This window comes from Pseudomonas sp. 5.2, assembly GCF_059025405.1.
The window spans coordinates 114,585-138,935 of the sequence record NZ_JBYBHH010000011.1 but is presented as its reverse complement, the minus strand read 5'-3'; the positions used below and the strand labels follow the sequence as shown (position 1 = coordinate 138,935).

Below are 24,351 nucleotides of genomic sequence, written 5' to 3'. Positions count from 1 at the left end.
TCCTGCCGCAAAACGCCTCTCCTGTAGGAGCAGCCTTGTGCTGCGAAGAGGCCGGTGACAACACATCAATCTTCTGTGTCATCACCGGCCTCTTCGCCGCACAAGGCTGCCCCCACAAGGGCGGACTCATTCAGGCTTTTTCGCACATCCCCGCCAGCACCTTCACCCACTCTGGGTGATCATTCAGGCACGGCACCAGCAGCAATTCCTCGCCCCCTGCCTCGATGAACTGTTCTTTGCCGCGATCGCCGATCTCTTCCAGCGTCTCGATGCAATCGGCAACGAACGCCGGGCACATTACTAGCAGCTTCTTCACCCCCGCCTTGGCCAACTCGTCCAGCCGCGTCTCGGTGTAGGGTTCGATCCACTTGGCGCGCCCCAGGCGCGACTGGAACGACACCGACCACTTGCCATCCGGTATGCCCATTTTCTGCGCAAAGGCCTTGGCCGTGGCCAAACACTGCCCGCGATAACACACGGCGCGCATTTCGGCACTGGCGTCCTTGCAGCAATCGGCCGCCTGAAAATCATGCTTACCGGTGGGGTCGAGCTTTTTCAGGTGCCGCTCCGGCAGCCCATGAAAACTCAGCAACAGGTGGTCGTAATCCTGCTGCAGGTAAGGCTTGGCGCTGGCCACCAACGCCTCGATGTACTCGGGATGGTCGTAAAACGGCTGCAGCACGCGCATCTGCAACGGCAACTGGCGCTCGCTGACCGTCTGTTTGGCCAACGCCACCACGGTGGTCACCGTACTGTCGGCGAACTGTGGATAAAGCGGTGCCAAGGTGACCTTGCGCACGCCCTGAGCTGCCAGGCGCTCCAGCACTTCGGGCAACGCCGGCTGGCCGTAGCGCATGGCGATTTCGACCGGGCCATGGGGCCAGTGCTCGACCATCGCAGCCTGCAGGCGGCGGGTCAGCACCACCAGTGGCGAGCCTTCGTCCCACCAGATCGACGCGTAGGCGTGCGCCGACTGCTCCGGGCGCTTGATCAGAATCAACGACACCAGCAAGCGCCGCACCGGCCAAGGCAGGTCGATCACGTACGGGTCCATCAGGAACTGGTTGAGGTAACGGCGCACATCGGCCACCGAAGTGGAGGCCGGGGACCCCAGGTTAACCAGCAGCAGGGCGTGATCGGTCATGCAGCGTCCTATGTCAGAGGCGGCTGGACAAGTCGTCCAGGGCCGATTGCAGATCGTTGAAACGGAAAGTGAAACCTGCCGCCAGCAAGCGCACCGGGCGCGCCCGCTGGCCGCCGAGCAGCAGCGTCGACAGCTCGCCGAGCCCTGCCTTCAGCAAAAGCGCAGGCACAGGCAGCAGCGCCGGCCGGTGCATCGCACGGCCCAGCCGCCTGGCGAACTCACGGTTGCGCACAGGCTCTGGGGCGCAGGCATTATAAGGACCGCTGGTGTCCTTATGCTGCAAGAGAAAATCAATCAGGGCGACCTGGTCGTCTATATGGATCCACGGCATCCACTGCCGACCATCGCCCAACGGCCCGCCCAGCCCGAGCTTGAAAGGCAACCGCAGGCGCGACAAAAAGCCGCCATCGCTGGCCAGTACCAACCCGGTGCGTACCAGCACCACGCGGATGCCTTGAGCTTGCGAACGCTGGGCTGTTTCTTCCCAGGCGATACACAACTGGCTGGCAAAATCTTCGCGCACCGGCTGGGACGCCTCGGTGAGTTCACGCTCACCGCCGTCCCCATACCAACCCACCGCAGAACCGGAAATCAACACCTCGGGGCGCTGCTCACGCGCACCCAGCCATGCCAGCAGTTGCTCAGTGAGCGTGATACGGCTGGCCCACAACAGGTTGCGCCGGGCTCCGGTCCAAGGCCGGTCGGCGATAGGCGCACCCGCCAGGTTGATGACCGCGTCGAGGTGATCATCCGCTTGCAGTTCGTCCAGCTGGGCGATACCGCGCACCCCGCTACCGCACAGTTTGGGCACCTGCTCCGGTCGGCGGCTCCAGACCGTGAGGCGATGGCCCTGGCCGAGCCAGAACTGGCACAGGTGCTGGCCAATCAAGCCAGTGCCGCCTGTCAGCAATATATGCATGGCTGTGTCCTCGCAGAATGCGGCTGTGGTCTATTTTTAAGATCAAGGCACTTTTTTGACCCGACGCTCTCGGATAAACATAGGCCAACCTGCTCTATAAAGCGGAATAACCTTATACAAAAGTTGTGCATTGTACAGGTTTGCCTGACAGCGTAGTCTGCTCACAGCAAGGTTTGAAGAGGCCATCATGACAGTACCTATTGCCATCATCGGTGCCGGTATCGCCGGTCTGTCCGCCGCCCAGGCGCTGCAAAAGGCCGGGCAATCCGTGCACCTGTTCGACAAAGGCCACGGCAGTGGCGGGCGCATGGCCAGCAAGCGCAGCGACGCTGGCGCGCTGGACTTGGGCGCCCAGTACTTCACTGCCCGTGATCGGCGCTTCGTCGAACAGGTCCAGCAATGGGTAGCCGCCGGTTGGGCCGAGCAGTGGAAGCCGCAGCTGTACAACTACCGCGATGGCGAGCTGACCCCCTCCCCAGACGAGCAGACACGCTGGGTCGGCGTGCCCCGCATGAGCGCCATCACGCGTGGCCTGCTCAAGGATGTGACCGTCAACTTTGGCTGCCGCATTGCTGAAGTGTTCCGCGGCAAACAGTACTGGCACCTGCAAGACACCGAAGGCTGCAGCCACGGCCCATTCAGCCGCGTTGTAATCGCCGTGCCGGCGCCACAGGCCACGCCGCTGCTGGCCTCGACCCCCAAACTCGCTGCGGTGGCCGCAGGCGTGCAGATGGAGCCCACCTGGGCGGTTGCCCTGGGCTTCCAGACCCCACTGGACACACCGATGCAAGGCTGCTTCGTGCAGGACAACCCGCTCGATTGGCTGGCCCGCAACCGCAGCAAGCCAGGGCGTGACGAGCACCTCGATACCTGGGTGCTGCATGCCACGTCGAACTGGAGCCGGCAGCACATCGACCTGTCGAAGGAAGAGGTGATCGAGCAGTTGTGGGGCGAGTTCGCCGAACTGGTCGGCTGCGTGGTACCGGCCCCCACCTTCGCCCTCGCCCACCGCTGGTTGTATGCACGCCCCACCAGCAACCACGAGTGGGGCGCCTTGGCCGATGCCGATCAAGGCCTGTATGCCTGTGGCGACTGGTGTTTGTCCGGGCGGGTCGAAGGGGCTTGGCTGAGCGGCCAGGAAGCGGCCCGACGGCTGCTGGAACACCTCGACTGAGCGGGCGCTGAACCTGTACAAAAAAACTTGTTTGCATAACTCCGTAGCTGTGCTGGAATAAACTTGTACAAATTTGATTTCACGTACAGGTTTTCCGGAGACAGCCATGCAAGCCGCCACCGCCCACAGCAAGCCTCGCATCGCGATCAGCGCCTGCCTGACCGGCCACAGTGTGCGCTACAACGGCGGGCACAAGGCCTCCGACCTGTGCCGCACGCAACTGGAAGCGCATTTCGAATGGGTGCCCGTTTGCCCAGAAGTGGCTATCGGCCTCGGCGTACCGCGCGATCCTATCCGCCTGGTCGGCAACCCTGAGCAACCCGAAGTGGTCGGCACCCGCAACCCCGGCATGGACCTGACCGGCCCGCTGCGCACCTATGGCGAGCAGATGGCCGGCGAGCTCGATGATATCTGCGGCTACATCTTCATGCAGAAATCGCCCTCCTGCGGCCTGGAACGGGTCAAGGTCTACCAGGACAACGGCCACCCCGCCTTCCATGGCGGCCGCGGCGTTTATGCCCACGCTTTCTGCAGCCTGCGCCCGGACCTGCCGGTGGAAGAGGAAGGCCGCCTGCACGATGCCGTGCTGCGCGAAAACTTCATCAGCCGCGTGTACGCCTACGCCGATTGGCAGCGCCTGTTGGCCGAAGGCCTCAGCCGCGGCGCGCTGGTGCGCTTTCATGCGCGCTACAAGTACCTGTTGATGGCCAACAACCCCCAAGCCTACCGCACGCTGGGGCGGCTGCTCGGCACCATGAGCCGCGATGACGACCCACAGGAGATCGGGCCACGTTACTTCAGCGAGCTGATGCAAGCGCTGCGTCGCTGTGCCAGCCGTGGCACGCACTGCAACGTGCTGCAGCACCTGAGTGGCTACTTCAAAGATGCCCTGACCGCACAGGACAAAGCCGAATTGCAAACCCTCATCAGCCAGTACCAACAAGGCGTGGTGCCGCTGGTCGTGCCTCTGACTTTGCTCAAGCATCACCTGCGCAAACACCCCGACCCTTACCTGATGCAGCAAGCCTACCTGCAACCACACCCCGAGAGCCTGGGGCTTCGTAATGCCGTCTGAAAGCCTGCTGCCTATCGGCGAACTCGCCCGCCGCACCGGCGTCAACCCCGTGACCCTGCGTGCCTGGGAACGTCGATACGGCCTGCTCAAGCCGCAACGCACCGCTAAAGGGCACCGGTTGTATTCCATCGAGCAGGTCGAACGGGTCGAAGCGATCCTGGCCTGGCTGCAGCGCGGCGCGTCGGTGGGCCAGGTGCGTGAGCTGCTCGACAAACCCACCAGCAGCGCCCCGCAAAGCGACTGGCAGGCCCGGCAGGCGCAATTGATCGAGGCCATCGCCAACCTCTCGCAACGCGCACTCGACCAGCAACTCAACCAGGCCATGGCGCTGTACCCCGCCATCACCCTGTGCGAGCAACTGCTGCTGCCCCTGCTCGACAGCCTGGAGCTGCGCTGGCGCAACTATTTCAATGCCCGGCTTGAACAGGTGTTTTTCCATACCTGGCTGCGCAGCAAGCTCGGCGCCCGGGTGTACCACGACAACCAACTGCTACAAGGCCCAGCGGTGCTGCTGGCCGAAGACAGCGAGCAGGCGTTCGACCCCGCCTTGTGGCTATGCGCCTGGCTATTGAGCAGCAATGGCATCCCTGTCGAAGTGCTGGAACAGCCGGTTGGCGGCCCGCAGTTGCAACGGGCGATCGCCGCACTGCAGCCGCGCGCCCTCCTGCTGCACCTGGGGCCACGCATCGACAGCAAAGCCTTGCAGCGCCTGCTGCAAGGCATACCTGGGCCAAAACTGCTGGGTGGCGCCACGCTCGCCTTGCATGAGGCCCACTTGAACGCCTTCGACCTTCCCGAGCTCTTCCTGTTCGATACCCCGCAGTCGGCATTGCGCGTGCTTCAAGGCAATGGCCGCCGGCCTGTAGAGATGAATGCGCCATGCAACTGATCTGGCTGCGCAGCGACCTGCGCATCGACGACAACACCGCCTTGAGCGCAGCCTGCGAACGCGGCCCGACCCTAGCCCTGTGGCTGGTCAGCCCCGGCCAGTGGCAGGCGCATGACGACGCTGCCTGCAAAGTCGACTTCTGGCTGCGCAACCTGCGCACGCTGCGTCAGTCGCTGGAGGCCCTCAACATCCCGTTGCTGATCCGCACCATCGATACGTGGGATCAAGCGCCACAGGCCGTGTTGGACGCCTGCCGTCAGCACCGGGTCGAGGGCGTGCACTGGAACGACGAGTACGGCATCAACGAAGAGCGCCGCGACCAGGCTACGCGGGCACTGCTGGAACAGTCAGCGATCCAGGCGCACAGCTACCTCGACCAGTTGTTCTTCCGCCCAGGCACGGTCCTCACCCGCAGTGGTGACTACTTCCAGGTCTTCAGCCAGTTCAAGAAAAACTGCCTCGAACACTTGCACCGCAGCCTCCCGGCGTTAGCCCCTCGAGTCAAACCGCAGTCGCCCCTGAACATCGCCAGCGACCCCATACCCGAGCAAATAGAGGGCTTCGACACACCGCCGCGCACCTTGAGCGACCACTGGCCAGCAGGGGAAGCCGAGGCGCAGAGCCGCCTGACGCGCTTTCTTGATGAGGCGATTGACGACTACCATCACCTGCGCGACCTCCCCGCCAAGCCGGGCACCAGTCAGCTCTCGGCTTATCTGGCCGCTGGGGTGATCTCGCCCCGGCAATGCCTGCACGGCGCCCTCGCCTGCAACCGAGGCGAGTTCGACAGCGGCAGCACGGGCGTCCAAACCTGGATCAACGAGCTGCTGTGGCGGGAGTTCTACAAGCACATCCTGACGGGTTATCCACAGGTCTCGCGGCACCGCGCCTTCCGCACCCAGACCGAAGCCTTGCCATGGCGCGATGCGCCTGAAGACCTCGCGGCCTGGGAACAGGGGCGCACCGGCTTCCCGATCATCGATGCCGCCATGCGCCAGTTGCTGGACACCGGGTGGATGCACAACCGCCTGCGCATGATCGTCGCCATGTTTCTCAGCAAGAACCTGCTGATCGACTGGCGCAAAGGCGAGCGGCACTTCATGCGCCACTTGATAGACGGTGACCTGGCGGCCAACAACGGTGGCTGGCAATGGAGCGCGTCCACCGGGACCGATGCAGTGCCCTACTTCCGCATCTTCAACCCGGTTTCGCAGTCTCAGCGCTTCGACCCGCAAGGGCGATTCATTCGCCACTGGGTACCGGAATTGCAAGCACTGGATGAGAAAGCCATTCATCAGCCCGTGAAGGCTGCGGATCTTTTTGCGCCTAATTCGTATCACAATCCAATAGTCGATCTCGGCAGCAGTCGCCAGCGTGCATTGGAAGCCTTCAAAGGCCTTCCGCGCCGGCAGGATCAGGGGGCAGTATCGTGAACAGTACTCGGAGTTTCTGGGTGACAGGGGCCAGTAACGGATTAGGGCTGGCATTGGTAGAGCGACTGCTCGAGCAAGGGCATCGGGTGGCCGCCAGTGGCAGGGAATGTGAAGCGCTGGATATGCTGGGCGAACGTTTCGCCCCGCAGTTGGTGCGGCTACCGGGGCAGTTGCAGGTACTGGAACAGGCGGATGCAGCCAGTACATTGTTGCTGAATACTTGGGGTTCGCTGGATTGCCTGATCATCAATGCCGGCACCAGTAATTACCTGGCCGACGACGTGCCCGATGACGAGCTGTTCGAGGCCATCGCCAGCGGCAACCTGGTGGCCAGCGAACATTGCCTGGCCAGTGCCTTGCCACTGCTGACGAAGGGTGATGCACCTCAGGTAATGGCCATCCTCAATCGCTACTCGGCCTCGCAGCTGTTTGCACCCACCCAGGTTGCCAGCGGCTTCAACAGCACTGCCCAGTGGTTTCGCGAGCAACGCCAGGTACTGGATAAGCTGCAGATCAGCTTGACGGTAGTGGGGCCGCAATCGTTGAAAACACCCGTGACAACGGCGCAAGCGATACCCGAGGCCTGGACGCCTGAAAGCGCTGCCGAGGAACTGTTGCGGCGATTACCGCAACGCGAGCCGGAATTGGTACTGGAGACGCTGGACCTGAGCAGCTTGTGGCCACTACGGCCCTGATCTTGTAGGAGCAGCCTTGTGCTGCGAAGAGGCCGGTGAAATCACAAAGAATCTCGGCTGTTATCACCGGCCTCTTCGCAGCGCAAGGCTGCTCCTACAAGGGTGCGGGGCAGCTTAGAGCGCCATGCGGTAATGCAGGCTGTAGCGCTCTACACCGTCCAGCATTGGAAGACGCCAGGTACCGGAAACGCTGGACCTGTAGGAGCAGCCTTGTGCTGCGAAGAGGCCGGTGAGACCACAAAGAATCTCTGCTGCTATTACCGGCCTCTTCGCAGCCCAAGGCTGCTCCTACAAGGGTGCGGGGTAGCTAGAGCGCCATGCGGTAATGCAGGCTGTAGCTCTCTACACCGTCGTTAGGTTGCTTGATGCCAGCATTGGAATAGTGAATGGCACGCACGCCAATTTCATGCCCGCCCGCAAAGCGCAGTCCAAAACCGATTCGGTCTTCGAACTGGAACGCCGAGCCCAGTTCATTGCTTTCAAGCTCGGTGCTGGAAAAGGCCGCGACGCCAATCCCGGCCTCGATATAGGGCTTTACCGAATCCCCCGCAAACTCATAAACGAATACCGGTGCGAACGACAGGCTGTGGTTGCTCGCGGTCTTGTCGCCATCCCAGTAGGTGTAAGCCCCATCCCAATACCCGGTCAGGCGGCCAACGCTGGTCTGCCACCAGCTCGCGTCCCAGTTCGATTGCAGACCCAGCCGGTAGACCATGGTCGAGTCACCCGTCTGCCCCACCGAAAATGAAACATCGGCCGCCTGCGCCGACACTGCTTGCCCCAAGGTAAAGACGGCAGCCGCCGCCAAGCCGAGCAGTTTCCTCATAAGAAACATCCTTCTTCCTAATGCTGTTGTTAGTGTTCGCCTCGTGTCAGGCAAATCGGTAGAAATCGGCAGTGGTACGATAGTTCAGCTGATTTTCACGTTTTTTTCACAACGTAAAGCCTTGCACACTGTCGGACTTCTGCCACAGCAACGGTAGGATTTTTCTCAGGGATTGTGGGTCGGCACTGGTCCAGAAGCGGGTATCCACTGCCGGGCCCTCAGCCAGCAGGTCGCTGGCGCCCAGCAGACGCTGCAGTTGACGTGCCACGGCGGCGCCGGTATCGATGATGGCTACGTCCGCCGGCACCATGTCGGCCAGCAGCGTGCGCAGGAAGGGGTAATGCGTGCAACCCAGGATCAGCGTGTCGCAGCCAGCCGCCAGCAGCGGCTGCACGTAGCCGAGCAACAACTGGCGCAAGGCCGGGCTGCTCAGGTCGCCGGTTTCGATCCGCTCGACCAGGCCGGGGCAAGGCTGGGTGACCACGCGCACATCGCTGGCGAAGCGGTCGAGCAACGCCGCGAACTTGGCGCTCTGCAAGGTGCCGGTCGTGGCCAGCACGCCGACCACGCCGGAGCGGGTGGCTGCAGCAGCCGGCTTTACCGCTGGCTCCATGCCTACCAGCGGCCATTGCGGGTACAGCTCGCGCAGGTCGGCAACGGCCGCCACTGTCGCGGTATTACAGGCCAGGACAAAGGCCTTGGCGCCTTGCTGCTGAAAGAACTCGGCAATACGCCGGCAGCGCTGGCGGATGTAATCCGCCGACTTTTCACCGTAAGGCACGTGCCCGCAATCGGCCACATACAGCAGTGATTCGTTAGGCAGCAGGCGCTGGATCTCGGCCAGTACCGACAAACCGCCGACCCCCGAATCCATTACGCCAATCGGCGCCGAACGCTCAGCCATCGCGCTTGCCACAGACCGCGCAAGCCGGGTCGCGCTTGACCCGCAGCTCACGAATGCGCGTGCCGAGGGCATCGATCAGCAACAGGCGGCCCACCAGCGGCTCGCCGAACCCAGCCAAGAGTTTCATCGCTTCCAGGGCCTGCAGGCTACCTACCAGCCCCACCAGCGGGCCGATTACACCGGCTTCGCTGCAGGTCAGTTCAGCCTCGCTGCCATGGCCATACAGGCAGTGGTAGCAAGGGCTGTAGTCACGCCGCGGGTCGAACACCGACAACTGGCCTTCGAGGCGGATCGCCGCGCCACTGACCAGCGGTTTACCGGCAGCAACGCACGCAGCGTTGACCGCCTCGCGGGTAGAAAAGTTGTCGGAGCAGTCCAGCACCAGGTCGACCGCCGCCACCGCAGCGGCCAGCGAGTCCTCGTCCAGCGCCTGGCGATGAGCGACCAGGCTGATTTCTGGGTTGATCGCCTCCAGGCGCTGCAGCGCCGAGTCCACCTTGCTCATGCCGACGCTGGCGCTGTCGTGGATCACCTGGCGTTGCAGGTTGGTCAGGTCAACGGTGTCGAAGTCCGCCAGGTGCAGCTCACCCACGCCCGCCGCTGCCAGGTACAGCGCGACAGGCGAGCCCAAGCCACCGAGGCCGACGATCAGGGCCTTGCTCTGCTTGAGCCGCAGTTGGCCGTCGATATCGATCTGCGCCAGCAAGACCTGCCGGCTGTAGCGCAACAGTTCCTGATCACTCAGCATGGCAGGCGCCCCAGGGTAATGCGTTCATGGCGGCCCAGGTCCGTGCGGCTGGCCACCTCGCTAAAGCCGTGTTCAGCCAGCAAGGCACGCACCGCTGCGGCCTGATCGTAGCCGTGCTCCAACAACAACCAGCCACCTGGCAGCAGGTGACGTGGCGCCTGGGCGGCAATCACGCGCAGGTCGTCCAGGCCATCGGTGCCCGCCACCAGCGCGCTGCTGGGCTCGAAGCGCACGTCGCCGGCGACCAGGTGCGGGTCTTCACTGGCGATATACGGCGGGTTGCTGACAATCAGGTCAAAGCGCGCATCGCCCAGGCCATCGAACCAGTGGCTGACACGCACCTGGACGTTAGCCAGCCCCAGGCGTTGGCGATTACGCTCGGCCAACGCGACCGCCGCCTCCACCCGGTCTACCGCTGTCACCTGCCAGGCCGGGCGATCGCCGGCCAACGCCAGGGCAATGGCCCCCGTCCCGGTGCCCAGGTCGAGTACCTTGGTCGGGGTTGCTGGCTGAAGCTCCAGGGCAGTCTCGACCAGCAGCTCGGTGTCCGGACGCGGGATCAGCGTATGTGGTGCCACTTCCAGGTCGATGTTCCAGAACCCTTGCTGCCCAAGGATATAGGCGACCGGCTCGCCACTACGGCGGCGCTGCAGGTAACCGGCGTAGGTGTCGGCCGCTTCGCTGCTGACGATGCGCTCGGGCCAAGTATGCAGGTAGCTGCGCGACTTGCCGATGGCCGCAGCCAGCAACAGTTCGGCATCCAGCCGCTCGGTGGGCGATTCGGGCAACTGCGCATTGCGCAGCAAGCTGGCGATGATGGTCATCAGTCCCCCAGGGCGGCCAGTTGATCGGCCTGGTATTCGGCCAACAGCGGTTCGATCACGGCGTCTACGCCACCGGCGAGGATGTCGTCCAGCGAATACAAGGTCAGGTTGATGCGGTGATCGGTGACCCGGCCCTGTGGATAATTGTAGGTGCGGATACGCTCGGAGCGGTCACCGGAGCCCACCAGCAGCTTGCGCTCACTGGCAATAGCGTTCTGCGCGGCGCTGGTCTGCATGTCGTTGAGCTTGGCCGACAGCCAGGACATGGCGCGGGCGCGGTTTTTGTGCTGCGAACGTTCTTCCTGGCACTCGACCACCATACCGGTGGGCAAGTGGGTGATGCGCACCGCCGAGTCGGTCTTGTTGATGTGCTGGCCGCCGGCGCCGGAGGCGCGGTAGGTGTCCACGCGCAAGTCGGCCGGGTTGATTTCGATCGCGGCCTGCTCGTCGGGCTCGGGCAGCACCGCCACGGTGCACGCCGAGGTGTGGATACGGCCTTGGGACTCAGTTTCCGGCACGCGCTGCACGCGGTGTGCGCCCGATTCGAACTTGAGCTTGCCGTACACGCTTTCGCCTTCGACACGGGCAATGATTTCCTTGTAGCCGCCGTGTTCGCCTTCGTTCTCGGAAAGAATCTCCAAGCGCCAGCCACGCTTCTCGGCATAGCGCGAATACATGCGGAACAAGTCGCCCGAGAAGATCGCCGCCTCGTCGCCACCGGTGCCGGCGCGGATTTCGAGGAACACGTTGCGCCCATCGTTAGGGTCCTTGGGCAGCAGCATGCGTTGCAGCTGGGCTTCCAGCGTCAGCAATTGCTCCTTGGCTTCGCGCACTTCTTCCACGGCCATTTCACGCATGTCCGGGTCGCTGTCCTTGAGCAGCGCCTGGGCGCCTTCGAGGTCGTCCTGGACTTTGCGCCACGCTTGATAGGCAGCGTAGACCGGCTCGACTTCTGCGTATTCGCGGGAATAGGCGCGGAAACGCGTCTGGTCGGAGATGACTTCAGCGTCACCGAGCAGTGCGGTCAGTTCTTCGAAGCGGTCCTGGATGATATCCAGTTTGTTCAGCAGCGACGCTTTCATTGCGAGGATTTGTCCGTCGAGCCCTCGTTGAGGGCAAAGAGTTCCTGGGCCATGGCCAGCGCATCGAGGCGGCCCTCGGCCGAGAGCTTTTTCAGCTGCACACTGGGGGCGTGCAGGAGTTTGTTGGTCAGGCCCCGGGCCAGTTGGGCCAGCACGTCTTCGGGGTTGCCGCCGTTGGCCAGCAAACGCTGGGCTTTTTGCAGTTCTTCATCCCGCAGCCGCTCGCTTTGCTGGCGGTAAGCCTTGAGCACGTCCACCGCAGCCAGCTCGCGCAGGCGCACCATGAAGTCTTCGGCGCCCACCGACACCAGCTCTTCGGCGGCCTGGGCAGCGCCCTGGCGGCTCTTGAGGTTTTCTGCGACCACATCGTGCAGGTCATCGACGGTGTAGAGGTAAACGTCGTCGAGTTCGCCGACTTCGGGCTCGATGTCACGCGGGACGGCGATGTCGACCATGAATATCGGCTTGTGCCGGCGTTGCTTCAGCGCGCTCTCGACCGCGCCCTTGCCGAGGATCGGCAACTGGCTGGCGGTGGAGCTGATGACGATGTCGCTGTTGGCCAGCTCTTGCGGGATGTCGGCCAGCAGCACGGCATGGGCGCCAAACTGCTCGGCCAGGGTACTGGCGCGCTCCAGGGTCCGGTTGGCCACGACGATACGCCGCACGCCTTGTTCGTGGAGGTGGCGGGCGACCAGGGTGATGGTCTCGCCGGCGCCAATCAGCAGCGCCTGGCTGCGGCCCAGGTCACTGAAGATCTGCCGCGCCAGGCTCACCGCGGCGAACGCCACCGAGACCGGGTTCTCGCCGATCGCGGTGTCGGTGCGCACCTGCTTGGCGGCACTGAAGGTGGCCTGGAACAGGCGCCCGAGCAGCGGGCCGACAGTGCCGGCCTCACGCGCCACGGCGTAGGCGGACTTCATCTGGCCGAGGATCTGCGGCTCGCCAAGCACCAGCGAGTCGAGGCCCGAGGCCACGCGCATCATGTGCCGCACAGCGTCGTGCTCTTCATGGATGTAGGCGCTGGCGCGCAGTTCATCCAGGCTCAGGCGGTGATAATCGGCCAGCCAATGCAGCACCGCGTCGGCAGACAAGTGGTCCTGCTCTATATAAAGCTCGCTACGGTTGCAAGTCGACAGGATCGCCGCTTCACGGCTGGCGGTCAGTCGGCAGAGCTGCTGCAGGGCGTCCACCAGCTGCTCTGGGGTAAACGCCACGCGCTCGCGTACGTCTACCGAGGCAGTCTTATGGTTGATACCAAGTGCAAGAAAGGCCATGCAAGGTCGCTGGTTATGACGAGAAGCCGATAATTGTCCTCTTTCGCAGGTTCCAGAACAACCACCGTTCGCTATTGTCGTGATAGCGCCGGAATATCCCCTGTCAGCGCTCACCCGGAACCTGCTTGCCCCTGCCATGGTCGCAGTTAACCAAATGCTTCGCAGGTGGGTTTGCCACCGCGCTTGTGTCATCATGCTCCGACCGCCGGTGAGTCCTTTTAAGCCTTTTTATGAACAGACCCTACGCACTGCTGCTTGCCTTCGCCCTGCTCCAGGGTTGCCAGAGCCTGGCCCCGCAAAAAGCCGAGCCTCCCGTTGCCGAGGCCGGCACAGGCGAGGCCGAAAAACCCGTGGTGTACGGTTCGTTCAAGCAAGACACCCTTTATAGCCTGCTGGTCGCGGAGCTGGCCGGCCAGCGCAACCGCTTCGACATCGCCCTGGCCAACTACACCGACCAGGCCGAAAAGACCCAGGACCCTGGCGTCTCCGAGCGTGCCTACCGTATCGCCGAATACCTCGGCGCCGACGAGCCGGCCTTGGACAACGCCCTAGTCTGGGCCCGCAACGACCCAGACAACCTCGACGCCCAACGCGCCGCCGCCATCCAGTTGGCCCGTGCCGGGCGCTACGACGATGCCATGGTCTACATGGAAAAAGTCCTGCAGGGCCAGGGCGATACCCATTTCGACTTCCTTGCCCTGTCCGCCGCCGAGACCGACCAGAGCACCCGCGACGGCTTGCTGCAGAGCTTCGAACGCCTGCTGGTCAAATACCCGGACAACGGCCAACTGGTGTTCGGCAAGGCGCTGCTGCTGAACCAGGACGGCAAGACCGAAGAAGCGCTTGAGCTGCTTGAGGCGCACCCGCCGCAAGACGGCGAGATCGCACCGGTCCTGCTGCGCGCCCGCCTGCTGCAAGCCCTCGACCGCGGCAAAGAGGCCCTGCCCCTGCTGCGCGGTGCGATCCGCGACAACCCGGATGACAAACGCCTGCGCCTGACCTACGCCCGCACCCTGGTCGAGCAGGACCGCATGGCCGATGCCAAAAGCGAGTTCATCAGCCTGGTCCAGCAGTACCCCGAAGACGATGAGCTGCGTTACTCGCTGGCCCTGGTCTGCCTGGAAAACAAAGACTGGGATGAAGCCGAAGGCTACCTGCAGGAGCTGGTCGAGCGTGACAGCAACGTCGATGCCGCCCACCTGAACCTGGGCCGCATCCGCGAAGAGCGCCACGACCCTGAAGCCGCCTTGCGCGAATACGCCCTGGTCGGCCCCGGCCCCGACTACCTGCCGGCGCAACTGCGCCAGGCCGATATCCTGATTGCCAACGGCCGCGGCAGCGAGGCCTCGCGCCTGCTCGCCGAAGCCCGCGAGGCGCAGCCGGACGTCGCTGTGCAGCTGTACCTGATCGAGTCGGAAAGCTACAGCAACAACAACAAGGATGCCCAGGCCAACCAGGTGCTGCAGCAGGCCATCCAACGCTACCCGGACGACCTCAACCTGCTGTACACCCGCGCCATGCTGGCCGAAAAGCGCGACGACCTGCCGCAGATGGAAAAAGACCTGCGCGCCATCATCGCCCGCGAACCCGAAAACGCCATGGCGCTGAACGCCCTGGGTTACACCCTGGCCGACCGCACCACCCGCTACGCCGAAGCCAAGGCGCTGATCGACAAAGCCCACCAGCTGACTCCGGACGACCCGGCTGTGCTCGACAGCCTGGGCTGGGTCGCCTACCGCCAGGGCAAACTCGACGAAGCCGAAGGCTACCTGCGCCAGGCCCTGGCGCGCTTCCCCGACCATGAAGTGGCCGCTCACCTGGGCGAAGTCCTGTGGGCCAACGGCAAGCGCCGTGAAGCCCGCCAGGTTTGGGCCAAGGCCTTCGAAGCCCAGCCCGACAGCCCTATCCTGCGCAAGACCGTACTGCGCCTGACCGGATCAGAGACCCTTTAACGCCATGTTCCTGCGCCATTTCATCACCTTCACCCTGATCGCCCTGCTCGCGGGCTGTGCCGGCTTCGGTAGCCGCGAAGCCCTGCAGGGCCAAGGCGACCCGCAGCAGTGGCGCCAGCACAAGGCGCAACTAAGCACCCTGGATGGCTGGCAGATCAACGGCAAGGTCGGCATCCGCGCCCCGCGCGATTCCGGCAGCGGCACGTTGTTCTGGCTGCAACGCCAGGACTACTACGACATCCGCCTGGCAGGCCCATTGGGCCGTGGCGCCGCCCGCCTGACCGGCCGCCCCGGTGGCGTGGTGCTGGAAGTGGCCAACCAGGGCCGCTACGAAGCGACCAGCCCCGAGGCCCTGCTGGAAGAACAACTGGGCTGGCAACTGCCGGTTTCGCACCTGGTCTGGTGGGTACGTGGCCTGCCTGCGCCCGACAGCAAGAGCAAGCTGACCCTGGACGGCGACAGCCGCCTGGCCAGCCTCGACCAGGATGGCTGGCAGGTCCAGTACCTGAGCTACACCGAGCAGAATGGCTACTGGCTGCCCGAGCGCCTGAAACTGCACGGCAAGGACCTCGACGTGACCCTGGTGGTCAAGGATTGGCAGCCGCGCCAGCTGGGGCACTGATCGATGAACACGCTCACCCTGCCGGCCCCGGCCAAGCTCAACCTGTGGCTGCACATCATCGGCCGCCGCCCGGACGGTTACCACGAGCTGGAAACCGTCTTCCAGTTCCTCGACCACGCCGACGAATTGACCTTCGCCCTGCGTGAAGACGGCGTAATCCGCCTGCACACCGACATCGAGGCAGTGCCCCACGACAGCAACCTGATCGTACGCGCCGCACGCAAACTGCAAGCGCAATCCGGCACAACGCTTGGCGCCGACATCTGGCTGACCAAAGTCTTGCCCATGGGCGGTGGCATCGGTGGCGGCAGCTCGGATGCCGCGACCACCCTGCTGGCGCTGGCGCACTTATGGCAACTGGGCTGGGATGAAGACCGCCTGGCGGCCCTGGGCCTAAGCCTGGGCGCCGACGTGCCGGTATTCGTTCGCGGCCACGCGGCATTCGCCCAGGGCGTCGGCGAACAACTGACCCCGGTCGACCCCGACGAACCCTGGTATGTCGTGCTGGTGCCGCAAGTGTCTGTCAGTACTGTAGAAATTTTTTCACATCCGCAGTTGACACGTGATTCCCTCCCCCTTAAGATGCGCCCCGTTCCCGAGGGAAACAGTCGAAATGACTGCCAACGGGTGGTTGAGCAGCGTTATCCAGAAGTTCGAAACGCATTGAATTCTCTGGGTAAATTCACCGAAGCTCGGCTAACCGGAACTGGAAGTTGTGTGTTTGGGGCCTTCCCAAGCAAAGCCGAAGCTGATAAAGTTCTGGCCCTTCTTTCAGCGACCCAAACAGGGTTTGTGGCGAAAGGAAGCAATATTTCGATGTTGCATCGCAAGCTACAAAGTCTGGTCAAGAAGTCGAGTGCATAGCGCTCGCAGCAACAGATACAGGGGCGTCGCCAAGCGGTAAGGCAGCAGGTTTTGATCCTGCCATGCGTTGGTTCGAATCCAGCCGCCCCTGCCATTTTCCTTATACTCATCCAGGTATACCCTCAGCCTTCAGGTACTGCGCGTGTCCAAGATGATGGTCTTTACGGGGAACGCTAACCCCGATCTGGCTCGGCGTGTCGTACGTCAGCTGCATATCCCTCTCGGTGACGTCTCTGTCGGTAAATTCTCCGACGGCGAGATCAGCACTGAGATCAATGAAAATGTCCGCGGTAAAGACGTCTTCATTATTCAGCCGACCTGTGCCCCGACCAACGATAACCTGATGGAACTGGTAGTGATGGCCGACGCCTTCCGCCGCTCCTCAGCATCCCGAATCACCGCCGTGATTCCTTACTTCGGATACGCCCGCCAGGACCGCCGTCCGCGTTCGGCACGTGTTGCTATCAGCGCCAAAGTCGTCGCTGACATGCTCACTGTCGTAGGTATCGACCGTGTTCTCACCGTCGACCTGCACGCTGACCAGATCCAGGGTTTCTTCGATATTCCTGTCGACAACATTTACGGCTCGCCCGTATTGGTCGACGATATCGAAGACCAGCGTTTCGAGAACCTGATGATCGTCTCCCCGGACATCGGTGGTGTCGTGCGCGCACGTGCCGTCGCCAAGTCCCTGGGTGTTGATCTGGGTATCATCGATAAACGCCGCGAAAAGGCTAACCACTCCGAGGTTATGCACATCATCGGCGACGTCGAAGGGCGCACTTGCATCCTGGTAGACGACATGGTCGACACCGCCGGCACCCTGTGCCACGCGGCCAAAGCCCTGAAAGAACACGGCGCTGCCAAGGTTTACGCCTACTGCACGCACCCTGTCCTGTCGGGCCGCGCGATCGAGAACATCGAGAAGTCGGTACTGGACGAGCTGGTGGTGACCAACACCGTTCCGCTGTCCGCCGCTGCTCAAGCCTGTGACCGTATCCGCCAGTTGGATATCGCACCGGTTGTCGCTGAAGCGGTACGCCGCATCAGCAATGAAGAATCGATCAGTGCGATGTTCCGCTAAGCGGAACACGTGTTGATGTGAAGCGCCCCGCCCCAGCATGTGTTGGGGCGGGGCTTTTTTGCCCACCCCGTTTGGCGCTGGTCGCAAACGCCTACGGGAGATGGCTATTTTGGAGAAGCAAAATGACTGATTTCATCCTGAACGCCCAAAAGCGTACTGACCTGGGGAAAGGTGCGAGCCGCCGCCTGCGTCACTCGCTGAGCATCCCTGCCGTTGTCTACGGTGGCGGTAAAGACGCCGAGTCCCTGACCATCGTGTCGAAGGAAATCGCCAAACTGTTCGAAAACGAAGCTGCCTACAGCCACGTGATCGAGCTGAACGTTGACGGCGTCAAGCAAAACGTCATCGTCAAGGCCATGCAGCGCCACCCAGCCAAGCAATTCATCATGCACGCTGACTTCGTTCGCGTCGTTGCTGGCCAGAAGCTGACCGCCAAGGTTCCGGTTCACTTCATCGGCGAAGAAGCCCCGATCAAGAAAGGCGGCGAGATCTCGCACGTTGTTTCCGAGATCGAAGTTTCTTGCGAAGCCAAAGACCTGCCTGAGTTCATCGAAGTTGACCTGGCCAACGCCGAAGTCGGCAGCATCATCCACCTGTCGGACCTGAAAGCTCCGAAAGGCGTAGAGTTCGTCGCTCTGGCCCACGGTGATGACAAAGCTGTTGCCAACGTTCACGCGCCACGCGTTGCTCCAGAAGCTGAAGGCGCTGCCGAGTAATCCACTCGCACGCCGGTGTTGATCGGGTTACAGTGCCCCGCGCCCTGTAACCCACCAACTCCAAGGAAGAGCCCCTGACGTGACCGCCATCCAGTTGATCGTTGGCCTGGGTAACCCCGGCCCCGAATACGAACAGACCCGGCATAACGCAGGGGCTCTTTTCGTTGAACGCATTGCCAGCGCCCAGCGCGTCTCCTTGACCGCTGACCGCAAGTATTTCGGCCTGACGGCTAAATTCAGCCATCAGGGCAACGACGTTCGTCTGCTCATTCCCACCACCTACATGAACCGTAGCGGCCAGTCCGTGGCGGCCTTGGCCAATTTCTTCCGCATCAAGCCGGAAGCGATCCTGGTGGCGCATGACGAACTCGACCTGCCTCCAGGCGTCGCCAAGCTCAAACGCGGCGGCGGCCATGGTGGGCACAACGGCCTGCGCGACATCATCGCGCAGCTCGGCAACCAGAACGACTTCCACCGCCTGCGGCTTGGCATTGGCCACCCGGGCGACGCCAAACTGGTCTCCAACTTCGTCCTGGGCCGCGCGCCGCGCGCCGAGCAGGAGAAGCTCGATGCCAGCATCGATTTTGCCCTCGGCGTGCTGCCAGATGTCATCGCTGGCGATTTCGCCAAGGCGATGCGCGAACTGCACAGCCAGAAGGCCTGATTTCCTAGAGAGGGAATACCCATGGGTTTCAATTGCGGCATCGTCGGCCTGCCCAACGTCGGCAAGTCCACCCTGTTCAACGCCCTGACCAAGTCTGGCATCGCGGCGGAGAACTTCCCTTTCTGCACCATCGAGCCGAACAGCGGCATCGTGCCGATGCCCGACGCGCGCCTCGCTGCACTGGCGGAAATCGTCAAGCCTAACCGCATCCTGCCGACCACCATGGAATTCGTCGATATCGCAGGCCTGGTGGCGGGCGCTTCGAAGGGTGAAGGCCTGGGCAACAAGTTCCTCGCCAACATCCGCGAGACCGATGCCATCGCCCACGTGGTGCGCTGCTTCGAAGACGAGAACGTGATTCACGTTTCCAACAGCGTCGACCCCAAGCGTGACATCGAGATCATCGACCTCGAGCTGATCTTCGCCGACCTCGACAGCTGCGAGAAGCAACTGCAGAAGGTTGCCCGCAACGCCAAGGGCGGCGACAAGGAAGCCCTGGCGCAAAAGGCCATCCTGGAAAAGCTGATCCCGCACTTCACCGAAGGCAAGCCAGCGCGCAGCCTGATGAAGCACATGGCTGACGACGAAAAGGCCGTCATCCGTGGCTTCCACCTGCTGACCAGCAAGCCGGTGATGTACATCGCCAACGTCGCTGAAGACGGCTTCGACAACAACCCGCACCTGGACGTAGTCCGTGCCATCGCCGAAGAAGAAGGCGCGGTCGTGGTGCCGGTCTGCAATAAGATCGAGGCCGAAATCGCCGAGCTGGACGACGGTGAAGAGAAAGACATGTTCCTCGAGGCCCTGGGCCTGGAAGAGCCTGGCCTGAACCGCGTGATCCGTGCCGGTTACGAGCTGCTGAACCTGCAGACCTACTTCACTGCCGGTGTGCAGGAAGTCCGCGCCTGGACAGTCCGCGTCGGCGCCACCGCGCCACAGGCCGCCGGTGTTATCCACACCGACTTCGAAAAAGGCTTCATCCGCGCCGAAGTGGTAGCGTATGACGACTTCATCCAGTTCAAGGGTGAAAGCGGCGCCAAGGAAGCCGGTAAATGGCGCCTGGAAGGTAAAGACTACATCGTCAAAGACGGTGACGTGATGCACTTCCGCTTCAACGTCTGATGGGAGCCGTGGGATTCCACGGTCCTTGAAAGACTTCAAAACCCCCGTGATCGCTAAGCGACACGGGGGTTTTGTGTTTAAGGGCCATCATGTTCATCTGTGACCCCGACTAAGGCACAGCCTGGGCCAGGGCGCTGCTTCATCTGTTAAAAGCTGTATTTGACCGTAAGCATCAAGTTGCGTGGGTCGCCGTAGATGTTTTCGGCGCGGGCGGTACTGTCGGTGATGCTCACGTAGTACTTTTTGTTGAATACGTTATTCAGGTTCAGGCGTGCGTCGATATGCTCGGTTGGCTTGAAGCCGACCATCAGGTCCAGCAGGGCGTAGGCGTCCTGTTCGACCTTGTAGCCACTCTCCTTGTTGTACACAGAGTTCTGACCATAAGCGGTACCGCCAATGCGCCAGCGCTCAAGTTCGCCTGGCAATTGATAGCGGGTGGTGAGTTTGACCAGATGGCGGGGAAGGTCTGTATCGAAACTGCGGCCGACGTTGGCGCGGTTGGAATCACTGAGGTACTTGACCTCAGTGTAGGTATAGCCAGCGCCAACCTGCCAGCGAGGCGTGATTGCGCCTTGCAATTCCATATCGATACCTTGCGCGCGCACTTTACCTGCCGCTTCATAGCAAGTTACGGCAGTCGGGCAGCCTTCTGCAACGCGAGCACGGTTTTCCTGATCCATGCGGAACAACGCGATGGAGCCGTTGAGTGCTCCGTTGAAATATTCGCCCTTGATACCGACTTCATAGTTCTTGCCCACGATCGGGGCCAGCAGGCCCCCGCTGGCATTCAAGTTATTCTGCGGTTTGAAGATATCGGTGTAACTCACGTAGACCGAGTGATTATCGTCCAGATCGTAGATCAGGCCTGCGTACTTGGTAACGTGGCGGGTGACTTTGTAATTCACCATCCCATATTGGGATTCGGCGTCATAGTCGTACCAGTCCAGACGGCTGCCGAGGATCAGGTGTAGTGAGTCTGCCAGGCTGAAGCGACCCGTGACGTAGGCGCTCTTCTGGTGGATATCGATTTGCTGCCAGAAGGTGGAGATCAGCGACGACGGTTTGGGGCGCAGGCTCGGATCCCAGTTGTTGAGGTCGATGTCGTTGTAGATGGAGTTGTCAGTGTTTTCGACCAGTTTGATCGTTTCTTCCCGGGCGCTGGCACCGACCACCAGTTGGTGTTCGCGACCGAGCAGCTGGAACGGGCCACTGGCGAACGCGTCGACGCCGGTCTGGTCGTCATCGTATTTGTAGCCACCGAAAATCTGGCGATAGACATCTTTGGTGTTGTAGACCTTGCTGGCGAGGTGATCCAGCTTTGACCAGGTCTTGTTACCCGACAGGGTGAGCTTCCAGTCGTTGGCGAGGCTGTGTTCGAGCTTGGCGAAGGCGATGGTGGTGTCTTTGTCCCAGTAGTCCCAGTCGTTGCCCAGATAGGTAGAGCGAGGAAGGTGCAGGTCGCTGCCGTCCGCCGCCACGGGAATGCCGCCCCACGGTACGTGGTTGTTGTCGTCCTGATAGGATGCGCCGACGGTCAACAGGGTGTCGTCGGTCAGGTCTGCCTCCAACACGCCATAGTACACGCCGCGTTCAGTCTGGATGTTGTCCTGGAAGCTGTGGTTGTTCTGGTAGGCACCCACCAAGCGTCCACGAACCGTGCCCTGGTCGTTGAGAGGGCCGCTGAGGTCCATCTCCGAGCGATATCGGTCCCAACTGCCGGCGCTGGCAGTGATGCTTGCCTGAGCCTCTGCGGTGGGCTTCTTGCGTACCAGGTTGATCGAGGCTGCCGGGTTACCGGCGCCCTGCATCAGGCCGGTCGCACCACGGACAATTTCAACGTGGTCGTACATCGCCAGGTCGCCCGACGCGATGATGTCGGCGGCGTTGGCCCCCACGTTGGTCGGGATCCCGTCATACATGATGTTGTCGACCTGGAACCCTCGGGAGTAGTAACGCTGCCGGTCTGGGCCGAGCTTCTGCGAGCTCATGCCCGGGGTATTGCGCACCACATCATCCAGGGTGTTCATGGCCTGGTCATCCATGCGCTGGCGCGTGATCACCGTGACCGACTGAGGCGTTTCGCGCAATGTCAGAGGCAGCTTGGTTGCAGTCTGCATGGTACCGGTGGTGTAGGAACCAGTGCTTTCGGTGGTTCCCCCCAGGCCTGTGCCCGATATGGTTGTCGCCCCGATTTCGATAGCGCTTCCATCAACCTCAACCACTTGAAGGGTGTAGCTGCTCTGCGCCCGCTGTACCGCGTGCATCCCACTGCCCATCAGTAATCGCTCAAGCGCCGCACTGGCCCTCAAGTGCCCACTTACCCCTGGCGAGCGCCGGTCTCGGGCCACCGCAGGGTCGAACGACACCGTTACCCCCGCAATCCGCGAATACTCGGCCACCGCGTCTTCCAACGGGCCACTGGCAATGGCGAAATCGTACTCGGCGTAAGCTTCTTGCGCCCAGGCCTGGGCCGTCGGCAGAACAGCGAGCACTGCAGCGGTGCATAGGGCGCCACGCAATGTGACGCTCAGCAGTCGGGCTTTGGAAGGTGGGTACAACGCGTTACTACGTGACATGTGGGGTCCTTCGTCGATGGCAAGTATCCGGCGTCTAGGCGCCTTACTTGTTATGTCGAACGAGAATGAAAACCACCAACACCTGATGCAGAAAAACCTTTACACAGCTTCCACCTGGGCCCAGAAACGAGTGAACCGACTTAGCCGGATGGGCAGCATCGCGCTCAGGTTGTCCAGCACGACATCGATGTCACCCAACTGGAAACTCCCGGAAATACGCAACTCGGCGACCCCAGCGTCGCAACCAAGGTGGCCTGCCCGATACCGGGACAACTCGGCAATCATATCCCCCAGGCGCCAATCACTGACCACCAACAGGTTGTCTCGCCAGGCATCGGCACCTTTAGCCAAAGGCAAAGGCACGCCCGCAACAGTGGATGAAAAGTCCAACTGCTGACCCGCATTGATCCGCACCGGCGTACTGCCGGGCATCGGTGAGCGCCATTCGACGGCATGCTCAAGCACAGAGACGCGAGCGCTGGCGGGGTTGATGCGTACCAGGAATCGCGTACCCAATGCGCGCAAGTCGCCAAACGCCGTGCGCACAATAAAGGGCCGAGCCAAAGGGTCCGGCGCGGTCTGAATGAACACCTCACCTTCACGCAGCACAACGCGTCGCAGGTTTTCGTCGAACGAAATATTCAGCGCAGTGCCGGTGTTGAGCACAATTCGACTGCCATCCGAAAGTGTCACGGGTAAACGCTCGCCCGTACCCGTGGCGTAATCGGCCATCATCTTGCGCCATGGGTCCGTTCGCGCACCAATGCTGAGCAAAGCGCTGCTTCCTATCAGCAACGCCAACACCTTGAGCACCTCGCGACGCTTGGCACGCGAGCTTTGCAGCGCGGGGCGCGCAACTCGAGCATCTAGCTGACCAAACGCCGCCTGTAGCCGCTCTACCCGCCCCCAGGCCTGAGCATGGCGGGGGTCGTCATGCAGCCATTGCCGATGCGCCTCGCGCATCGCCTCAGTGCCCCTGGCAAGGTCTACATACCATTGCGCTGCGGCTTCCAGGGTTTTCATATCAAGCTCGGTGGTCACGCCTCAGTCCCCGATCAGCAACAGGCAATGCGCCATGGCTCGCACGAAATGCTTGCTGACAGTATTGGTAGACAGGTTCAGCTGGCGACCGATGGCGGCGTGGCTCAAACCATCCAGCTGGGCCAGCAGAAAGATCTCGCGGGTTCTTGGCTCGAGGCCATCGAGCATCTGATCGATCTGCAGCAAGGTCTCCAGAATGACGCTGCGTTCCTGAACAGAAATCTCGACGGGCTCAGGCAGTGCTGCCAGGCTTTCGAGATAGGCTTGCTCGAGCAAACGCCGACGGAACTGGTCGATCATGAGGCTGCGCGCGATGCGGCTCAAATAGGCCCTGGGCTGCTTCAGTTCCTCGACTTTGCGCTGGCTGAGCAAGCGCATGAACGTGTCCTGAGCGAGGTCAGCAGCCTGCTCCCGGCAGCCGGTCTTGCGCCGCAGCCATTGCTGCAGCCAGCCATGGTTATCGAGATAGAGCTGCTGCACTGACTGACTGGAAGAGATATCGGGCATAGCGCTCGGCCAAAGCTGACAAGATTTGAATGGTAATCTATCTCATTACCGCAATGCTCGGCGAGACGTCGCCCTGAATAAAACCGTGCAAGAAGCCGGGCACGTCGCAGGTTTGCTACCGCTCAAACCCGGGCTTTGTCTTTTTGAGCAACGCCGCCATCCACCCTCTAAGCTGTCTCTAACGGGACCTCAAGCGGTTCATGCCCCGCCCCTTGG

Annotated in this window: 23 protein-coding genes and 1 tRNA gene; 13 read left to right on the top strand and 11 right to left on the bottom strand. The window is 62.1% G+C overall.

Translation table 11 applies throughout. The features are described 5' to 3' along the window. Positions 1-130: 130 nt before the first annotated feature. Together hemH and AC5PZ0_RS17940 are read right to left on the bottom strand one after the other, a co-directional pair. On the bottom strand, positions 131-1,144 hold the full coding sequence (hemH, locus tag AC5PZ0_RS17945) for a ferrochelatase (protein ID WP_099428319.1): 1,014 nt from the start codon (positions 1,142-1,144) through the stop codon (positions 131-133). A 13-nt stretch (positions 1,145-1,157) separates the two neighbouring features. Further along, entirely contained in the window at positions 1,158-2,063 is a 906-nt protein-coding gene (locus AC5PZ0_RS17940; RefSeq protein ID WP_027594464.1) for a TIGR01777 family oxidoreductase, read from the bottom strand. A 187-nt stretch (positions 2,064-2,250) separates the two neighbouring features. On the opposite strand from AC5PZ0_RS17940, the gene AC5PZ0_RS17935 reads away from it, so the two are divergent. The 5 genes from AC5PZ0_RS17935 (at position 2,251) to AC5PZ0_RS17915 (ending at position 7,329) form a co-directional block, all read left to right on the top strand. Beyond that, positions 2,251-3,237 carry an NAD(P)/FAD-dependent oxidoreductase gene (locus tag AC5PZ0_RS17935; RefSeq protein WP_027594465.1) on the top strand — a complete coding sequence of 329 codons (987 nt, stop codon included), beginning with the start codon at positions 2,251-2,253 and terminating at the stop codon, positions 3,235-3,237. 106 nt (positions 3,238-3,343) lie between these two features. Next, positions 3,344-4,312 (top strand): YbgA family protein, encoded by a 969-nt coding sequence (locus AC5PZ0_RS17930; protein WP_274888096.1) that lies wholly within the window; start codon positions 3,344-3,346, stop codon positions 4,310-4,312. Next, complete coding sequence (locus AC5PZ0_RS17925) at positions 4,302-5,201, top strand: MerR family transcriptional regulator (RefSeq protein ID WP_493855432.1); 900 nt, start codon at positions 4,302-4,304, stop codon at positions 5,199-5,201. Before AC5PZ0_RS17930 ends, AC5PZ0_RS17925 begins: the two co-directional genes overlap by 11 nt. Continuing rightward, positions 5,192-6,634, top strand: coding sequence for a deoxyribodipyrimidine photo-lyase (gene phrB / locus AC5PZ0_RS17920; protein ID WP_493855431.1), 1,443 nt, complete (start codon positions 5,192-5,194; stop codon positions 6,632-6,634). The genes AC5PZ0_RS17925 and phrB overlap by 10 nt, the downstream gene beginning before the upstream one ends. Beyond that, a complete protein-coding gene (locus AC5PZ0_RS17915; protein WP_493855450.1) occupies positions 6,628-7,329 on the top strand; it encodes an SDR family oxidoreductase in 702 nt (233 codons plus the stop codon). The genes phrB and AC5PZ0_RS17915 overlap by 7 nt, the downstream gene beginning before the upstream one ends. A 307-nt stretch (positions 7,330-7,636) precedes the next feature. Here the strand turns inward: AC5PZ0_RS17915 and AC5PZ0_RS17910 are convergent, their stop codons facing one another. The 6 genes from AC5PZ0_RS17910 to hemA all read right to left on the bottom strand — a co-directional run bounded on the left by AC5PZ0_RS17910 (position 7,637) and on the right by hemA (position 12,987). Next, positions 7,637-8,155 carry an acyloxyacyl hydrolase gene (locus tag AC5PZ0_RS17910; RefSeq protein WP_099428312.1) on the bottom strand — a complete coding sequence of 173 codons (519 nt, stop codon included), beginning with the start codon at positions 8,153-8,155 and terminating at the stop codon, positions 7,637-7,639. A 106-nt stretch (positions 8,156-8,261) separates the two neighbouring features. Then, positions 8,262-9,059 (bottom strand): glutamate racemase, encoded by a 798-nt coding sequence (gene murI / locus AC5PZ0_RS17905; protein ID WP_493855430.1) that lies wholly within the window; start codon positions 9,057-9,059, stop codon positions 8,262-8,264. Beyond that, the gene (locus AC5PZ0_RS17900) at positions 9,052-9,807 is read right to left on the bottom strand and encodes a molybdopterin-synthase adenylyltransferase MoeB (protein WP_027594472.1); all 756 of its coding nucleotides are present in this window, start codon (positions 9,805-9,807) and stop codon (positions 9,052-9,054) included. The genes murI and AC5PZ0_RS17900 overlap by 8 nt, the downstream gene beginning before the upstream one ends. Further along, the gene (gene prmC / locus AC5PZ0_RS17895; RefSeq protein ID WP_493855429.1) at positions 9,801-10,631 is read right to left on the bottom strand and encodes a peptide chain release factor N(5)-glutamine methyltransferase; all 831 of its coding nucleotides are present in this window, start codon (positions 10,629-10,631) and stop codon (positions 9,801-9,803) included. Before prmC ends, AC5PZ0_RS17900 begins: the two co-directional genes overlap by 7 nt. Then, positions 10,631-11,713, bottom strand: a complete 1,083-nt coding sequence (prfA, locus tag AC5PZ0_RS17890) for a peptide chain release factor 1 (protein WP_027594474.1) — start codon at positions 11,711-11,713, stop codon at positions 10,631-10,633. Before prfA ends, prmC begins: the two co-directional genes overlap by 1 nt. Next, positions 11,710-12,987, bottom strand: a complete 1,278-nt coding sequence (gene hemA / locus AC5PZ0_RS17885) for a glutamyl-tRNA reductase (protein ID WP_027594475.1) — start codon at positions 12,985-12,987, stop codon at positions 11,710-11,712. Before hemA ends, prfA begins: the two co-directional genes overlap by 4 nt. Before the next feature lie 230 nt (positions 12,988-13,217). Between hemA and AC5PZ0_RS17880 the strand changes: the two genes are divergently transcribed. The 8 genes from AC5PZ0_RS17880 to ychF all read left to right on the top strand — a co-directional run bounded on the left by AC5PZ0_RS17880 (position 13,218) and on the right by ychF (position 20,011). Continuing rightward, positions 13,218-14,939, top strand: coding sequence for a tetratricopeptide repeat protein (locus tag AC5PZ0_RS17880; RefSeq protein ID WP_027594476.1), 1,722 nt, complete (start codon positions 13,218-13,220; stop codon positions 14,937-14,939). A 4-nt stretch (positions 14,940-14,943) separates the two neighbouring features. Then, on the top strand, positions 14,944-15,561 hold the full coding sequence (lolB, locus tag AC5PZ0_RS17875; RefSeq protein ID WP_027594477.1) for a lipoprotein insertase outer membrane protein LolB: 618 nt from the start codon (positions 14,944-14,946) through the stop codon (positions 15,559-15,561). Positions 15,562-15,564: 3 nt separating this feature from the next. Then, positions 15,565-16,425 carry a 4-(cytidine 5'-diphospho)-2-C-methyl-D-erythritol kinase gene (ispE, locus tag AC5PZ0_RS17870; RefSeq protein ID WP_085274109.1) on the top strand — a complete coding sequence of 287 codons (861 nt, stop codon included), beginning with the start codon at positions 15,565-15,567 and terminating at the stop codon, positions 16,423-16,425. A gap of 19 nt (positions 16,426-16,444) precedes the next feature. Next, positions 16,445-16,519 (top strand) — tRNA-Gln (locus AC5PZ0_RS17865). 48 nt (positions 16,520-16,567) lie between these two features. Further along, the gene (locus tag AC5PZ0_RS17860) at positions 16,568-17,509 is read left to right on the top strand and encodes a ribose-phosphate pyrophosphokinase (protein ID WP_003247410.1); all 942 of its coding nucleotides are present in this window, start codon (positions 16,568-16,570) and stop codon (positions 17,507-17,509) included. A gap of 122 nt (positions 17,510-17,631) precedes the next feature. Further along, positions 17,632-18,225, top strand: a complete 594-nt coding sequence (locus AC5PZ0_RS17855; RefSeq protein ID WP_027594479.1) for a 50S ribosomal protein L25/general stress protein Ctc — start codon at positions 17,632-17,634, stop codon at positions 18,223-18,225. A gap of 79 nt (positions 18,226-18,304) precedes the next feature. Then, positions 18,305-18,889 (top strand): aminoacyl-tRNA hydrolase, encoded by a 585-nt coding sequence (gene pth, locus AC5PZ0_RS17850; RefSeq protein WP_493855428.1) that lies wholly within the window; start codon positions 18,305-18,307, stop codon positions 18,887-18,889. A gap of 21 nt (positions 18,890-18,910) precedes the next feature. Then, a complete protein-coding gene (gene ychF / locus AC5PZ0_RS17845) occupies positions 18,911-20,011 on the top strand; it encodes a redox-regulated ATPase YchF (protein ID WP_027594480.1) in 1,101 nt (366 codons plus the stop codon). Positions 20,012-20,157: 146 nt separating this feature from the next. Here ychF and AC5PZ0_RS17840 read toward each other — a convergent pair whose 3' ends face one another. From AC5PZ0_RS17840 to AC5PZ0_RS17830, 3 genes are all read right to left on the bottom strand, one after another. Continuing rightward, positions 20,158-22,587 (bottom strand): TonB-dependent siderophore receptor, encoded by a 2,430-nt coding sequence (locus AC5PZ0_RS17840; RefSeq protein WP_265969870.1) that lies wholly within the window; start codon positions 22,585-22,587, stop codon positions 20,158-20,160. A gap of 99 nt (positions 22,588-22,686) precedes the next feature. Continuing rightward, positions 22,687-23,610: a FecR domain-containing protein gene (locus AC5PZ0_RS17835; RefSeq protein WP_493855427.1), complete on the bottom strand. Its 924-nt coding sequence runs from the start codon at positions 23,608-23,610 to the stop codon at positions 22,687-22,689. A gap of 21 nt (positions 23,611-23,631) precedes the next feature. Further along, positions 23,632-24,135: a sigma-70 family RNA polymerase sigma factor gene (locus AC5PZ0_RS17830; RefSeq protein ID WP_493855426.1), complete on the bottom strand. Its 504-nt coding sequence runs from the start codon at positions 24,133-24,135 to the stop codon at positions 23,632-23,634. Positions 24,136-24,351: the final 216 nt, after the last annotated feature.

Coding starts and splice junctions, on each gene's coding strand:
- AC5PZ0_RS17835 (WP_493855427.1), bottom strand. CDS start 23,610: ATGAAAACCCTGGAAGCCGCAGCGCAATGGTATGTAGACCTTGCCAGG.
- AC5PZ0_RS17910 (WP_099428312.1), bottom strand. CDS start 8,155: ATGAGGAAACTGCTCGGCTTGGCGGCGGCTGCCGTCTTTACCTTGGGG.
- AC5PZ0_RS17925 (WP_493855432.1), top strand. CDS start 4,302: ATGCCGTCTGAAAGCCTGCTGCCTATCGGCGAACTCGCCCGCCGCACC.
- AC5PZ0_RS17880 (WP_027594476.1), top strand. CDS start 13,218: ATGAACAGACCCTACGCACTGCTGCTTGCCTTCGCCCTGCTCCAGGGT.
- AC5PZ0_RS17900 (WP_027594472.1), bottom strand. CDS start 9,807: ATGCTGAGTGATCAGGAACTGTTGCGCTACAGCCGGCAGGTCTTGCTG.
- phrB (WP_493855431.1), top strand. CDS start 5,192: ATGCAACTGATCTGGCTGCGCAGCGACCTGCGCATCGACGACAACACC.
- AC5PZ0_RS17840 (WP_265969870.1), bottom strand. CDS start 22,587: ATGTCACGTAGTAACGCGTTGTACCCACCTTCCAAAGCCCGACTGCTG.
- murI (WP_493855430.1), bottom strand. CDS start 9,059: ATGGCTGAGCGTTCGGCGCCGATTGGCGTAATGGATTCGGGGGTCGGC.
- ispE (WP_085274109.1), top strand. CDS start 15,565: ATGAACACGCTCACCCTGCCGGCCCCGGCCAAGCTCAACCTGTGGCTG.
- AC5PZ0_RS17940 (WP_027594464.1), bottom strand. CDS start 2,063: ATGCATATATTGCTGACAGGCGGCACTGGCTTGATTGGCCAGCACCTG.
- AC5PZ0_RS17930 (WP_274888096.1), top strand. CDS start 3,344: ATGCAAGCCGCCACCGCCCACAGCAAGCCTCGCATCGCGATCAGCGCC.
- AC5PZ0_RS17830 (WP_493855426.1), bottom strand. CDS start 24,135: ATGCCCGATATCTCTTCCAGTCAGTCAGTGCAGCAGCTCTATCTCGAT.
- hemA (WP_027594475.1), bottom strand. CDS start 12,987: ATGGCCTTTCTTGCACTTGGTATCAACCATAAGACTGCCTCGGTAGAC.
- ychF (WP_027594480.1), top strand. CDS start 18,911: ATGGGTTTCAATTGCGGCATCGTCGGCCTGCCCAACGTCGGCAAGTCC.
- AC5PZ0_RS17935 (WP_027594465.1), top strand. CDS start 2,251: ATGACAGTACCTATTGCCATCATCGGTGCCGGTATCGCCGGTCTGTCC.
- hemH (WP_099428319.1), bottom strand. CDS start 1,144: ATGACCGATCACGCCCTGCTGCTGGTTAACCTGGGGTCCCCGGCCTCC.
- lolB (WP_027594477.1), top strand. CDS start 14,944: ATGTTCCTGCGCCATTTCATCACCTTCACCCTGATCGCCCTGCTCGCG.
- AC5PZ0_RS17855 (WP_027594479.1), top strand. CDS start 17,632: ATGACTGATTTCATCCTGAACGCCCAAAAGCGTACTGACCTGGGGAAA.
- prmC (WP_493855429.1), bottom strand. CDS start 10,631: ATGACCATCATCGCCAGCTTGCTGCGCAATGCGCAGTTGCCCGAATCG.
- prfA (WP_027594474.1), bottom strand. CDS start 11,713: ATGAAAGCGTCGCTGCTGAACAAACTGGATATCATCCAGGACCGCTTC.